General features: G+C 71.6%; 5 protein-coding genes. 3 read left to right on the forward strand and 2 right to left on the reverse strand.

What is annotated here, in order from left to right; all coding sequences use genetic code 11:
• Positions 1-3: 3 nt before the first annotated feature.
• Positions 4-9,609, reverse strand: a complete 9,606-nt coding sequence (locus ACWDRB_RS27660) for a LamG-like jellyroll fold domain-containing protein (protein WP_449898305.1) — start codon at positions 9,607-9,609, stop codon at positions 4-6.
• A 160-nt stretch (positions 9,610-9,769) separates the two neighbouring features.
• Here ACWDRB_RS27660 and ACWDRB_RS27665 point away from each other — a divergent pair, with 160 nt between their 5' ends.
• Complete coding sequence (locus ACWDRB_RS27665; protein WP_449898308.1) at positions 9,770-12,460, forward strand: LuxR C-terminal-related transcriptional regulator; 2,691 nt, start codon at positions 9,770-9,772, stop codon at positions 12,458-12,460.
• 15 nt (positions 12,461-12,475) lie between these two features.
• Here the strand turns inward: ACWDRB_RS27665 and ACWDRB_RS27670 are convergent, their stop codons facing one another.
• The gene (locus ACWDRB_RS27670; protein WP_449898311.1) at positions 12,476-13,129 is read right to left on the reverse strand and encodes a hypothetical protein; all 654 of its coding nucleotides are present in this window, start codon (positions 13,127-13,129) and stop codon (positions 12,476-12,478) included.
• A 213-nt stretch (positions 13,130-13,342) separates the two neighbouring features.
• Between ACWDRB_RS27670 and ACWDRB_RS27675 the strand changes: the two genes are divergently transcribed.
• Positions 13,343-14,065, forward strand: coding sequence for a sulfotransferase family protein (locus tag ACWDRB_RS27675; RefSeq protein ID WP_449898313.1), 723 nt, complete (start codon positions 13,343-13,345; stop codon positions 14,063-14,065).
• Positions 14,066-14,114: 49 nt separating this feature from the next.
• The gene (locus ACWDRB_RS27680) at positions 14,115-14,723 is read left to right on the forward strand and encodes a TetR/AcrR family transcriptional regulator (RefSeq protein ID WP_449898315.1); all 609 of its coding nucleotides are present in this window, start codon (positions 14,115-14,117) and stop codon (positions 14,721-14,723) included.
• Positions 14,724-14,824: the final 101 nt, after the last annotated feature.

Here is a 14,824-nt window from a genome sequence, read left to right on the forward strand (position 1 = left end):
CCGTCACTGGTTACGTGGATGGTTGGCCCACCACTCGTCCTCGAAGGCGTAGGCCCGGTCCTCATACGGTCCCGCTTCTTCCTTGGACCTCGGATAGACGCCGCCCTGGCGCAGGTCCTCCACGTGGTACCGCTCGTGGGCGAGGGTGCGGGCCAGCAGTTCCTCGCTGCGGAAGGCCGCTCGCCGGAGCAGGACCGTCTGGTCGGGATAGGTCACCCCGGCCAGCCCGTCCATCCTCTTGTCGATCTTGATGGTCAGGTCGTCGATCCGGATGTCCCAGTCCTGGGCCACCCTCCGGACCGTGTCCATGTTCATCGGGAGCCTGGCGGCCCAGCGCGGCCGGTCGCCGGCGCGTGCCAGCACGAAGGGGTCGTCGGCGGCGAGCGGCCCGCGCGCCCCCGTGCCGGATCCGTCGCCGGCGCTCGCGGTCCCGAGCGGACCGGGTGTGGAGAGGCAGGAGGAGCCGGCGCCCGTCACGCCGCGGCAGGGGTCCAGCCGCACCGCCGGGTCCTGCGGGACGCCCGGGCCCGGATCGACGCGGCAGTCCTGCATCGCGTCCGCGCCGAACACCCCCGAGCACTGGCCGACGACGTGCGGGGCCGGGGCGAACCCGCCGTTGGGCTGCCCGTCGCCCGCCCCGGCCTCGGTCGGCGTGAAGGCCACGCCGACCTTGTCCAGGATCTTGTCGATGGCGTTGTCGACCCTGTGCGTGAGCCCCTTGTCGAGCGCGTCGGCCAGCGAGGTGCCCGCCGGACCGGGCAGCCGGTCGTGGTCGATGGGGCCTGGCCTGGTCGCGCGCGTCTTCGCGGCGATGTCGGCGAGCTCCTGGGGCGTGGGCGGCGGAGGCGGTGGCGGAGGATCCGTCTTGGGTGTCTTGTGCGGCCCCTTCCCGCCCGTGCCGGGGGTGTCCTCGCCCGGGCCGCCGCCGGTCTTGCCCTTGCCCGGCGAGCTGCCGCCGTCCGGATACTCGATGTACGGCCCGCTGCCGTCCGGCCAGCCCTTCCACCAGTTGTTCTTCCACCACTTGCCCGCGAAGTAGCCCAGGCCCGCGCCGACGCCGACCGCCGCGAGACAGTAGAGCCAGACCGGACCGCAGACCCGTGAGCCGCGCGCGGCCGCGCCGACCTCCCCGCCGCCGACGAGGATGTAGTCGGCCGCGTTCCAGATCGGCCTGGCGATGTCCACCTTGACGACCTTGATCACTTCTTTGGCGGTGCCGCACACGAAGGCGGGGCAGCCGAAGTGGCCGGTCGGGTCCACCCGGTTGAGCGGGTCGCCGTCCGCGTAGGTGAAGCGGTTGCCCTTCATCGACGGCACCGGATCCACCTCGAGCGTGTCCCTGCTGGGGAACGCGCCGGTGCCGGGGTCGTACCAGCGGGCGGCCATGTTGACCTTGCCGCTGGCGGGGTCGGTCCAGCCGCCCTGGTAGCCGACGCCCCGCTTGGTGCCCGAGCTCGCGACGACCTTCCCGTACGGGTCGTAGGCCACCGAATCGGTCAGCGCGCCCGCGCCGGTGAAGGTGGCGGTGAGGTCGCCGTGCCGGTCGGTGTAGGCGTACAGGCCCGCGACGGAGACGAGGTCGCCGGCCGGGTCCCTGCCGTAGAGCTCGGCGCCCGCCGCGGCCGGGGTGTTGCCCAGCCCGGAGTAGCTGAACGCGACCCCCGCGGTGGAGGCGAGCCGGTCCAGCCCGTCGTAGGCGTAGGTCGTGGCACCGTCGCTGATCATCCGGTCGAACGCGTCGTAGCTCGTCGCGCTCGCGCTTCCGCCGGTCGGCGTCCTGGATCTGAGGGTGCCGCGCGCCGTGTAGGCGTAGCCGGCCGATCCGTCGGAGACCAGTTGGTTGCGCGCGTCGTAGACGGCGGCGGCCGGGCCGGCCTTGGTCCGGTTGCCCGCGTCGTCGTACTCGTAGGCGACCGAGTTCCACGAGGTCAGCCTGCCCGCCAGGTCGTAGCCGTAGGTGTTGGCCCCGGCACCCGCCGTACCGGCCGTGGTCTTGCTGGTGAGCCGGTCGGCGTCGTCGTAGCCGTAGCCGATGGCGGCCAGCGTCGCGCCCGCGGTGGTCTTGAGCGTGTCGGAGGTGGGCCGGTGCAGCGCGTCGTACTCGAAGGAGCGCTTGGCGCCGCCGTAGTCCACGCCCTTGAGCTGGTCCATCGAGTCGTAGGTGTAGGTCGCGGTCCCGCCGGTGAGCGGGTCGCGGACCGTGGCGAGGCGGCTGCCCGCGTCGTAGTCGTAGGTGGCCGTGCCCGCCTTGTCGGTGCGGGTCTTCATGCGGCCGTCGGCGTCGTAGGTGAAGGACGCCGTGCCGGACGGCCCCGCCGTGCTGACGAGATGGTCGCGATCGTCGTAGCCGAAGGTGTCGGCCCCGGCCGAGGTGAGCCGGCTCACGGCGTCGTAGCCGAAGCTGTGGGCGGTCGTGGCGCTCTCGGCGCCCGCGCCGGTCTCCGCGGTGAGCCGGTCCAGCGCGTCGAAGGTGCGGGCGACGGTGACCCCGCCCGGCTTGGCGACCTGGAAGGGGCGGCCGGCCGCGTCGTAGTCGGTGATCGTCTGGCGCTGGGCGGGCGTGGTGTACGCCGTGGTCGCCGGGACGAGCATCGCCGTCTGGAGGTTCCACGGATTGTAGGCGTACGAGGTCGCGTTGCCGTTGCCGTCGGTGAAGCGGGTCCGGTTGCCCACCGCGTCGTAGCCGAAGGTCGTGGTGACGGCGTGCGTGGACGTGGTCTTCTCGTGCTGGCCGGTCATCCGGTTCAGCGCGTCGTAGTCGTAGGTGGCGACCCCGCCGCCGGGGCGGTTGACGGTGACCGGGTTGCCCCCCGCGTCGTAGCCGATCGTCATCGATCGCAACTGGCCGCCCGACGCGTCGAGGTCGGCCATCGCGGTCGCCCGGCCGGCGCCGTCGTACGCCAGGGTGCTGCCGGTGCCGTCCGGGTTGACGACCTTGGTCACCCGGCCGGCGTGGTCGCGGGTGTACCAGTGGGCCTGGTTCAGCGGGTTGACGTCGACCACGACCTCGCCCGCCGCGTTGTAGCCGAACTGGCTGCGCGCGCCCGACGGCGTGTTGACGTAGGTCAGGTTGCCCGCGTCGTCGTACTCGTAGGTCGTGGTGTACCCGGCCGCGGCCGGTGTGCGTTCGACGGCGGTGGTGGAGATCCGGCGGCCGAGGTCGTCGTACGTCGCCCCGGTCACCCGGCCCGCCTGATCGCGCGTCCAGAGCCACTCGCCGGCCGCGTCGAAGCCCGACCGCGACCGGTTGCCCGCCGCGTCCGTGGTGGCGACCACGTTGCCCAGCTGGTTGTAGGTGTAGGTGTCGCCGTGGCCGAGCGCGTCCACGACGCTCGTCATGCGGCCCAGCGCGTCGTACGTCCTGGTGGTGCCCCCGGTCACCGTGGCTCCGGCGCCGAGCTGCGTGTAGGCGGGCAGGGTGAGGACGAGCGGCCGGCCCATGGCGTCGTAGGTGATCGTGGTCCGGTAGCCCTCGGCGTCCTCGCTCGTCACGACGTCGCCGAAGCTGTTGAAGCCGGTCCGCGTCGTCGGCCTGACGTTGTACGGCGCGCCGCCGAAGTGCTCGATGGCCACCGTCGGCGCCTTGGTCGCGGTGAGCCGGCCCGCCTCGTCATAGGTGTAGTCGGTCACCGCGCCGCGCGGGTCGGTCATCGTCCGCGGCAGGCCCCGCTGGTCCCTGGTCCAGGCGGTCGTGAGCCATTTGTCGCCGTCCCAGACCTTCTGAGAGAGGGGCCGGCCCAGCGCGTCGAGGTCGTACGTGGTCCATGTGTAGGCGCTGTTCTGGGCCTGGACCAGGGTGATCAGGTGATCGTCGTCGTCGTAGCCGTACGTGGTCTTGCGCTTGATGCCGGTGGGGTCCAGCAGGGCCTCGGTGGTGCGGTTGGCGGCGTCCACGGTGTACGCGGTCGTGCTCTTGCCGTTGCCGGTGATCCGCTGGATGAGGTTGCCCGCGCTGTCGTAGGTGTTCTGCTGGAGCGGGATGTCCCGGGTGGTCCCGTCGGCGTTGCGGAAGCCCTCGGCCCAGACCGATTCGAGCAGGTTGTCGTCGAAGTAGCGGTAGCGAGTGGTACGGCCCATCGCGTCGGTGACCGTGGCCAGGCGCCCCGCCGGGTCGTAGGCGCGGGATTCGAGGACGAGCTCCTTGGGGGCGTCGTTGTCCAGCGGGTCGCCCACCCAGTTGGCGATGCTGGTGGTCAGCAGCAGGCCGGTCGGCCCGTAGGTGCGCCGGTGGTCGGCGCCGGTGGCGTCCACGGTGCTGGTGAGGTTGCCGTAGGAGTCATAGCCGTAGGTGGTGGTCTTGCCCGCGGCGTCCTTGACGGACGAGACGCGGGCCGCGGAGTCGTAGGTGTAGTTCGTGGTGCGGGCGGCGTCCTTGCCTGTGGGGTCCGTCTGCTCGACCTTGGAGACGTTGCCGTCGACGTCGTAGGTGTAGATGACCCACGGCAGGTGCTTGACGCCGCTGATCGCGTCCGTGGTCGCGGGGCCGACGGTGGCGGTGAGGTGGTTGAGCGCGTCGTACCCCATCGAGGTGACGACGCCGTTCGGGAACGTGTCGGAGACCTCGGTCACGGCGGTGGGCCGGCCGGCGCCGTCGTAGTCGTACTTCGTGGTGAGCCCGGCCGGGTCCACCACCTGGGCGAGGTCGCCGTTCTGGCGGTAGCCGTACCGGGTCGTCTTGCCGCCGGGGGTGGTCACGGAGGCGAGCAGCCCGTCCGGGGTGGTGCCGCCGTCGACGGCGGCCTCGCTGCCGTCGGTGTAGGCGTATTTCGTGGTCCGGCCGGCGGATCCGCTCACGGGAGGCGTGGTGACGCTGAGCAGGTCACCCGAGATGTCGTAGGTGTAGCTGGTACGGTGCGCCGGGTCGTTCCCGGCGCCGGCCCGGGCGTCGTACGCGCCGGTGAGCTTGTCGTTGCGGGGGTCCAGCGGGTCGCCGGAGTCCAGGTAGTAGGTGAAGTAGGAGGTCTGGCAGGAGCGCGGGCCCCGGCAGGTCACCTTCATGACCGGGTTGCCCCGGTCGTCGTTGAACAGCTGGGTGGTGTGCCCGTCCGGGTCGGTCACCGAGGCCAGGTTGCCGTTGAGGTCGTAGCCGTACCGCGTGGTGCCGCCCGAGGCGTCGTAGAGCGAGGTCGGGCGGCCGCCGTGCCGGGGGTCGAAGCTGTAGACCATCGGCTTGTCGCCCGGGTCGGCGGCGAGCACGGTGGTGGCGGGGATGCCGAACGTCGCGACGTCCTGGTAGTGCGCCTCGATCGCGTCCGTGCTCAGGCTGCTCCAGTAGATCGCCACCTCGTCGATGGTGCCGGTGAAGTGGCCCAGGGTGTCCGAGGGCTTGGCGGGCCAGTTGCCGGCGATGAAGCCGGCGCCGACGTAGACGTGGTTCTGCGCGATGGTGGACACCGGCCCCTTGGACCTGGTCCCGACCACGGCGCCGTCCAGCCAGAGCCACTGGGTGCCGCCGGAGGCCGTCAGCACGACGTGGTGCCAGCTCGCGTCGGTCACGCTCTTGCCCGTGGTGATCGGCGCGACCGCGGCGCCGTCCCAGAACTGGCCGCGCAGCTTGCCGTCCGTCCCGACGTACAGCGCGGGCGTGTAGTTCGCCTGCGGCCCGGCCGGGTCGGTGATGGCCTGGGCCTGGTAGGCGAGCAGGACGCCGGGCTTGGCGGTCTTGAACCACAGCTCGGCCGACAGATCTCCGCCACCCTTGATCTCGCCGTCGGGGAGCTCCAGGTAGGAGGTGGTGCCGTTGAACCCGGCGGCCGTGTCGCCACCGGTGGCCAGGAAGATGGGCGCGGTCTGGTTCAGGGAGACGTTGTGGTAGGTCGCGTCGGTGTCGCGCCCGTCGCCGTACGCCGCGCTGGCCGCCCGGGTGCCGGAGTACTCGGCCAGGCGGTAGTACTCGCGCGGCCGGGCGCCCAGGACCGCGCTCGGGTAGTACTCGGTGCTGGCCTGCGTCTGGGCGGGGTAGACCCGCCACTTCCCGCCGCCCGCGTCGGTGACCGAGGCGACGCGGTCGTTCTGGGCGTCGTACGCGAGCGTGGCCTGCAGCTTGCCCGAGGGCAGCTTGACCGTCTCCAGCACGCCCGTGTACTGCCCGGCCGCGTACTGGGCGGCGACCGACGTGGAACCGAGCGGGTGGGTGTAGAAGGCGGGGTCGTCGATCTGGCCGGTGAAGTGACCGCGCGCGTCGGCGGGCGCGGCGGGGCACCAGCCCGAGGTGGTCGTGTAGCCGGCCCCGACGCTGGCGTACGGCAGATGGGTGGCCTTGATCTGCTTGGTGCGGCTGGCCACCATCGACCCGTCCACGTACAGGCTCTGCCAGGTCCCGCTCGAGGTGAGCACCACGTGGTGCCAGGCCCCGTCGTTCACCGCCGCGGTCGACGCCATCGAGCCGCAGCTGCCGTCGTCGGCCATCTGGCCGTGCAGCTTCCCGTCGGTCCCGACGTAGAGCATCGGCAGGAAGCCCCAGGGCAGCGGGCCCCGGGAGTCCTCCAGCGTGTTCAGCTGCGCGCCGTACAGCACGCCGGCCTTCGTGGTCTTGAACCACATGCCGACCGCCGCGTAGGTGGTCTCGTCGGTGACGCTGTACGGCATGCGCAGGTACGAGCTCGTGCCGTTGAACGTCGCCGAGCCGTCCGTGGTCCCGGCCGGGGCGCCCGCCGCGCCGTAGGAGAGGTTGACCGCCTCCGCGTCGTCCTGGCCGACGAACAGCCGGGCCTCGTTGGACGCGCTCTGGTGCAGCCGGTAGTACATCGCGGGGGCGGCGTCCACGACGGCCGTGCGGTAGTGCGACACCATTTTGTAGGAGTATTTCGTGCAGGCCGTCGTCGTGCCCGGCGGGCAGACCTGGGCGAGCAGGCCGTAGCCGTAGCCGTAGGTCCACGCGGGCGCCCCCTGGGCGGGATCGGTGGCGACCGAGGTCACCACCCCGCTGTTCCAGGTGAAGTAGAGGCCGCGGCCGCTGACCTTGTTCACGACCTTGGCGAGGGTGCCGTCGCCGTTGTAGGTGAGGTACTCGGCGTGCTGGTCGTCGTCGTAGATCGCGGTCAGCCGGCCGTTCGGGTCGAACACGTACGCGCCGCCGGACTTGTCGCGGAGGAACCAGGCCAGATCGGTCTTCACCAGGCTCACCGACCGGCCCTCGGGCGGCGCGTACGTCCCGTCGGGGTTGCGGCCGAAGCGCGCCTGCCGCCCGTCGGGGTAGGTGACCACGACGTTGCCGGTGAAGTCGTTGTCGGTGACGATCTTCATGTCGTAGGCGGTGGTCCAGCCCACGCCGAACATCCCCGTGCGCGAGTTCAGGCTGCTGTACGAGCGGGTGACCGCCAGCGCGGGACCGGCGCTGGTGAGGCTCGCGTCCGTGGTGGTGGCCGCGTACTGGCCGGTCAGCGGGTCGATGCCCTTGACGGCGGCCGTGCCCGCGCTGTCGGAGACGTGTGAGGACACCAGGGGCTGCGGCACGACCGTGCGGAACGTGCTCCACCCGGACGCCGGGCTGGAGTCCTTGCCGTCGGTGACCAGGACGCGCCACATGTACTGCTCGCCCCACTTGAGCTTGCCCTGCGGCACCGCCCAGCTCGCGGTCTGGGCCCCGGTGTTGGAGTCGCCCGTGACCAGACCGGCCGCGGGGCACGTGTCGGGGTCGGAGACCAGGCAGACGTTGAAGATGAAGTTCAGCTCCCCGCCGGGCCACTCGTCCCCGTCATGGCCGGAGGCCGTGAACTCCGGCGTCAGCGTGGACTCCACGTACCCGCTGCCCGGCCACATCGAGTCGATCTGGGGCGGCAGGTTGAGCACGGTCAGGCTCACGCACCAGACGGGTACGCCCCAGTCGGAGAAGAACTGCCCGTTCGTCACCATGTCCCAGCAGATCTGGTACGAGCCCGGGTTGAGCGGGTCGATCGTGGCGCTCACCTTCGCCGAGCCGTTGTTGCCGATCGTGGAGGGCAGCGCGGCGGCCGCGGTGGAGCTGCCCACGAAGGTGCCGCCGATGGTGTAGACCTTGTAGCCCAGCTTGACCGTGCCGGGGGACCAGGAGTTCATCCCGTTGTTGATCACCGTGACGGGGAGCCGGCCGGCGCTGTTGGCGGTCACCGGCGGGTCGATCGTGGCGCCGGAGTCGATCGCGTACAGCGCTCGCCAGGGGCTGTAGTCCACCTGCAGATACGGCGGGTTGGCCGAGTTGGCGCTGGCGAACTCCTTGAAGCTGTCGGCGGTCAGCGCCAGGCCGTTGTTGCCCGCGCCGTTGGCCCAGTCCGACAGGGCGGACAGGCCCGCGCTGTTGATCCCGATCCACGCCCAGGCGGCGCCGCCGCAGGTGACGCCGCCGGTGAAGCTGGCCGAGCCCCAGGTGTCGCCGAGCGTCACGCCGGGATAGGAGGCGATCGTGCCGACGTTCCAGCTGCTGGTGATGGCCTTCACCGTGACGGGGTTGGCCGAGCAGGAGTTCGACAGGGTGTTGTAGAGGAAGAGCGCGGCGCCGGTCACGTAGGCGTGGGGGATCTGGGAGGCGAGGTTGAAGTTGATGTAGGTGTTGTTGCGCTTGGTGCCGTCCTGGGAGCCGACCAGGAGCTGGTCGCTGCCGGAGTGGTTCGCGCCGGAGTGGTTGTCGACGTACGTGTCGGAGGCGGCGCCGCTGGTGGTGCGCACGTACGAGGAGGGGTCGACGACCACCGGGAACGCGCGGTCCTTGTCGCGCAGCCACTTCTGGTCGGCGCTGACGCGCAGGACGTCGCCGACGAGGGTGTAGCGGACCGCGTCGGAGCGGGCGCCCTTGGCGTCGAGCATGAATCCGGCGGGGACGGTGATGCGGACGGCGCCCCGCTCGTCCACGAACTCCACGCCCTGCGACGAGCTTCGCGCCGTCAAGCCCTTGGCCTGGAAGGGGAAGTCCCAGGGGCCGGTCGCGGCCTGGCGCGAGGTCAGGACCAGCGACTCCTTGATACCGTTCCAGGTCGCCTCGACCTCGATGTCCGTCTCAGGCAGCACCTCCCGATATGTCGCGATATTTCGCGAAATAGTGGCCTTGGTGCTTTTTGCGCCTTGGAGGGCGAAGGACAGGCTGTGCTCCGCGTCCAGGGTGAGCGATTGGAGCCTGGGGTCGGCGGCGTCGTCGGCCACCTCGACCCCGACGTCGTTGGCCGCCTGCCGCCAGCGTCCGTCCGCGCCGGTCAGGTTGACGTCGATGTCCGCCCACTCCCCCGTGGCCGTGCGATAACGCACTGGCCTGGAGTACGTGCGCACGGTGTAGGTGTGGTCGGGGTTCTGGAAGACCTTCGACGTCGCGTCTCCCAGCGTGGGCACCGCCTTGCTCTGCTCGGCGACGAACCCGTGGGCTTCCCTCTTGCCCGGCTTACGGGTCGCCTTGCCCACCCGCTGCGGGGTGTTCGACAGCCGGGAGACGGGCTCGGGCGGCTTCGGGGCCTCCCACGGCACGGTCCCCTTGGGCGGCTTGGCGGTGGCCCGCTCCGGCAGCTCGGTCTTCGCCCGGGTCGCCTCCGCCGTCGCCTGGTGGGCGCGGTTCGCCGCCGAGCCCAGCAACTGCTCGGGGAGCGTGGGCTCCTTGGGAGCCGCGTAGGCTGCCTGACCTGCTACGCCGATGACAAGAGTGGTCACCGTCAGTGCAGCGCAAAGACGGGTGGCCCAACGGTTCCTCACGGCGGCGACCGTAATCGCGGGCCGTCCGTCCCACATCAGTACGGATGACGTGGATCAAGCACGTCTGAATGTTCCCGGTTAGGTATGAGATCCACTACGAGTCCGGTACTCTCGCCTCGTGCTGCACGGGCGCATCGCGGAGCAGGCCGGAATCACGCGACTTCTCGCTGGTGAGAGCGGCGCCTTGATGGTCCGCGGGGAAGCCGGGGCGGGCAAGAGCGCGTTGCTCGACTTCGCGGCCGAGATCGCCAGTGATCAAATCGTGCTGCGCGCCTCCGGCGCCCCCGAGGAGTCCCACCTTCCGTACGGCGGCCTGCACATGCTGCTGGCGACCACCCGCTCGCACTGGAAACACCTGCCCGCCGGGCAACGCGACCTCCTCGACCGCCTGGGCGAGCCGGAGCCCCTGGAACAGGTTCCCGGCGAACCCGCCTGGCCGCGCTCGCCGTACCTGCCGGTCTGGGACCTCCTGCGCCACCTGGCGGGACGGCGGCCCGTGCTCTGCCTGATCGACGACGCGCACTGGCTGGACCGGGAGAGCCTGGCGGTCCTGTCCTTCTGCGTCCGCCGCCTCGCCGCCGCGCGCGTGGTGATCCTGGTGGCCGCCGAGGGCGAGCTGCCCGCGCTGCGGGAGATCGACGAGCTGGACCTGCGGGGTGTCGACAGGCAGGCGGCGCTGGACATCGTCGCCGAGTGCCGGCCGGGCATCGTCCCGCAGGTGCGTGAGCGGATCGTCGCGGATGCTCGCGGCAACCCGCTGGCCCTGCGCGAGCTGGCCGCGGGGATCGGCCCCGCGCAGGTCGAGGGCAGGCTGTCGCCGCTGGGCCTCCACACCGGCTGGCCCGGACGTTCGCGGCGGGCCGACCAGCTGTACGGCGAGCGCTTACGCGCGCTGCCCGACCGGACCCGCTCACTCCTCCTGCTGGCCGCCGCCGACCCCGCGGCCTCCCTCTCCGAGCTCCTCGCTGCCGCCCGAGCGACCCCGGCCGATCTGGAGCCTGCCGAGACCGCCCAGCTGGTCGAGGTGCGGCCGACCGGGCTCACCCCTCGCCACCTGCTGATCCTGGTCGCCGCCTACCAGTCCGCGCCGGTCTCGGCCCGCATCGCCGCGCACCGGGCCCTGGCCGAGGCGTCGCCCGAGCGGCGGGTCTGGCATCTCGCCGCCGCCGCGCTGGAGCCGGACGAGGAGATCGCGCGCGAGCTGGCGGCCATCGGGACGTCGTCGGCGCTGGAGCGCGCGGCCGAGCTGACCGCCGACCCCGAGTCACGCGCCCGGCACCATGCCGCCGCCGCGCTCGCCGCGTGCGACGCGGGGCACCTGCGCCGCGCGGCGGACCTGGCGACCCGCGCGTCCAAGCTGAGTACCGCACCCTCGACGCTGGCCTCGGCCGCCCGCGTGCTGGCCACCGTGGAGGCCGAGATCGGCTCGCCGGCCAAGGCCGCACGGATGCTGCTGGACTCGGTGGCCAGGATCGACGACGACGACCACGCGACGGCCATCGTCATGATCGCCGACGCGATCCGCCTGTTCGGCTACAGCGGCGACGAGGGGCTGGCCGGCCAGATCGCCGCCGCCGTCTGGGCGGCGCCGGCGGCTTCGCAGGTCGCGTGGCCGGAGACCCAGCCCACCTGGTCCGCTCCCCTGGCCCGGTCGCTCCCCCCGCTGGCGAAGATCATGGCGGGCGGCCCGTTCAGCGGCTTCGCCGCCATCGGCGAGCTGGTCGAGCACACGCCCGCCCTGGCCACCCAGCAGGCCATCACCGCCACCTCTTTGGGCCTGATGGCCGCCGACGCCGGCGCGGCGCTCCGCCTCACCTCCACGCTGGTGGCCGACTGCCGTCACCAGGACCTGATGGGGCTCCTGCCGTACGCCCTGCAGCTCCAGTCCCACGCGCTCCTGCTGAGCGGCCGCAACGCCGAAGCCCTCAGGCAGGCCACCGAGGGGCTGAAGCTCGCCGGCGACCTCGGCCAGACCCACCGGGTCGGCCACCTGAGCGGCGTGGTCGCGCTGATCGCCGCGATGAACGGCGACGAGAAGCGCTGCCGGGCCTACGCCGAGTCGAGCCTGGCCCACTGCGCCGACCACGACGCGCCGGCCAGCGCGGCGCTGGCCACCTGGGCGCTCGGCCTGCTGGAGCTGGGGCTGGGCCGGGCGGGCGCCGCTGTGGACCTCCTCGAGCGCGTGGTCATCGGCCCGGCGCACCACCCGGTGATCGCGGTCCGCTGCGCGGCCGACCTGGTCGACGCGGCGGTCCAGGCCGACCTGCCCGGCGCCGCCGTCGAGCCCCTCGCCCTGCTGGAGCAGTGGGCGAAGGACACGCGCCAGCGCTGGATAGGCGCGGTGGCGCTCCGGTGCCGGGCGCTGGTCGCGCCGGACGGCGAGGCGGAACCGCTCTTCGTCGGCGCGCTCGACCTGCACGGCCCGCTCCAGGCGTCCTTCCAGCGGGCCAGGACCGAGCTCGCCTACGGGCAGTGGCTCCGCCGTACCAGGCGCAGGTCCGAGGCCCGCTCCCACCTGCGGGCCGCGCATGCCGCGTTCGAGCAGCTGGGCGGGCTCCCCTGGGCGGAGCGCGCCGCGACCGAGCTGAGCGCGGCCGGGGAGCCGAGCCCGGCGGAGCCGCTGCCGGAAGCCCTGCGCGGGCTGACGCCGCAGGAGCGGCACGTGGTGTTCCTCGCCGCGCAGGGGGCGTCCAACCGGGAGATCGCCGCCCGGCTCTTCCTCAGCCCGCGGACCGTCGGCTACCACCTCTACCGCGCCTTCCCCAAGCTGGGCATCACCTCGCGGACCGAGCTGGCGAATCTGCTGTAGGGGCGGCGGGCGGCCTTAGGGGTAGTACGCGGCCAGCTTGGCCTTGATCTTGGCGACGGTGCCGTCGAAGGGCATGAGCTGCGGGTCGCCGTGCCGGTAGTCGAGGAGCTGGACGGCGTACACGGCGCGACCTTGGCGGACCACGGCGACCCAGAAGTGGTAAGTCAGGGTCGAGTACGGGTTGGTGGCGGCGGTGACCCGCAGGACCTCCACGCCGTCCGCCTCACCCGCCCGGGTGATGTCGAACACCGCCGAGCCGCTCTCGCCCGGCTGGTTGCGGTCGACGCAGGTCGCCAGGTCGGCCCGCCATTGCCGCTCGAAGGCGGCCGCGTCGTCCGCGCTCGGGAAGACCCAGACGTCGTTGTAGGAGTGGAACCACGTCGGCGTGGAGAATCTCGCGCTGACGCCCGCGCTCGCGCCGGTGTCGCGCCCGTACTCCCAGCAGGTCGGGCCGGTGACGCCGGGCTCGAAGTACGGGTTGACCCATGGGTCCCCGTACGACTCGCCGGCCGGGGGCTGATCCGCCTTGGCCAGCAGCACGCCGCGGTCGACTCCGGCCTGGGCGGTCGGGGCCAGTGGGACGGAGGCGGTCGCGGGGAGGGCGGTGAGGAGCATCGCGCAGACGACGGTGGCACCGCTCAGAGCAGCCCGGACTGCGGATAAGTGCATTAAGTGTCCTCTCTCCGAAGCTTGACTCCATTGATCATCCGATGTCATGCGGGAGAGTCATTCAGATTCGGCAATCGTGATCGAAGCGCAACAAAGATCACGGGCATCGCGGCATGATCCCCCACCGGCGGAAAAATGTACAGCCGTTGAGTTTTGTTGCCCGTCCTCCTAGCCTGAGGGCGACCGTCATCGCGGACGACAGGGGAACTCGGCATGATGAAAGTCATCGGTGCGGGCCTTCCACGCACCGGCACCACGTCCATGAAAGCCGCGTTGGAGCGGCTGGGCTTCACCCCCTGCTACCACATGGTCGAGGTGATGACCCATCCCGGCCACGTCGATCACTGGCTGGAGGCCGCCGCAGGGAAGGTCCGGACCCGGGAGGACTGGGACCGGGTCTTCGAGGACGGCTACCAGGCGGAGGTGGACTGGCCCGCCAGCTTCTACTGGCGGGAGCTGGCCGACGCCTATCCCGAGGCGAAAGTCATCCTCACCGTACGTGACCCGCACAAGTGGCACCCGAGCATCCGGATGCTGCTCTCCGGCGAGAACCGTCCGGCCCCTTCGGACGAGATGCCCGAGCAGATCCGCCAGCTCTTCACGACCATGCAGCGCATGCGGCCCGCTCTGGACCAGATGGGGCGCTCCCTTTTCGGCCCCGACTGGACCTTCGGGAACGACCCCGGCGACGAGGAGCTGGTCGTCGCGGCCTTCAACCGGCACGTGGAGACGGTGAAGCAGAGCATCCCGGCGGATCGGCTGCTGGTGTTCGACGTGCGGGAGGGGTGGGAGCCGCTGTGCGCCTTCCTCGGCGTGGACGTCCCGGCCGGAGAGCCGTTCCCGCATCTGAACGACGCCGAGTCGATGCGGCAGGCGTTCGAGCGGATGAAGGCGGGCGACATGTCCGGCTTCCCGCTCGGCCGGCCCGGCGGCTGACAGGCCGGTAGTCGATAGCATCGGCCTGCGCAGGAAGAGGTGACCAGCAGTGACCGATGTCATCGAGCAGGCCGGCAACGGTGAGAGAAAGGGCGAGCGCACCCGCCGCCGCATCCTGGAGGCAGGGCGGCGGGTGTTCGGCGAGGTGGGCTACGACCGCGCCACCATCCGGGCCATCGCCGCCGAGGCGCAGGTGGACAAGTCCTCGGTGATCCAGTATTTCGGCACCAAGGAGCAACTCTTCCGCGAGGCCCTCGACCTCCGCATCAACGTGGACGCGCTCACCGTGGACGGCGACCCGGCGGCCTCGGCGGAAAGGTACCTGCGCGCCATGCTCGAACGCTGGGCCGCCGCCCCCGACAGCCCCATGGCCGTGCTCCTGCGTACCAGCCTGACCAGCGAGGAGGCCGCCGACCTGCTACGCAGGCACATCACCGCCGAGGCCATCGACCGCATCGCCTTCCACCTGGAGGGCCCGGACCCGCGGCTGCGGGCGGCGCTGGCCGGGGCCGTCATGTTCGGCATCACCTTCCACCGCCACCTGCTGCGCACTCCCGATCTGGCCGGCGCCCCGCTGGACGACGTCCTGCGCCTGGCCGTCCCGCTCATCCACGAACTCCTCGCACCGCCGCCCGCGACCGCCACCCAAGAACCCTGACGGCCCGCTCGCGCGTGTCCTCACGCACCGTGGGGCGCTCGGCTTCCACGACAAGACCACCACACGACTCGCCGACGAAGCGGGCGGAACATGGAGCCGCT

The organism is Nonomuraea sp. NPDC003707 (genome assembly GCF_053587055.1).

What these genes read in the sequence shown, in the direction of transcription:
- ACWDRB_RS27670 (WP_449898311.1), bottom strand. Translation starts at nt 13,129, where the DNA reads ATGCACTTATCCGCAGTCCGGGCTGCTCTGAGCGGTGCCACCGTCGTC.
- ACWDRB_RS27675 (WP_449898313.1), top strand. Translation starts at nt 13,343, where the DNA reads ATGATGAAAGTCATCGGTGCGGGCCTTCCACGCACCGGCACCACGTCC.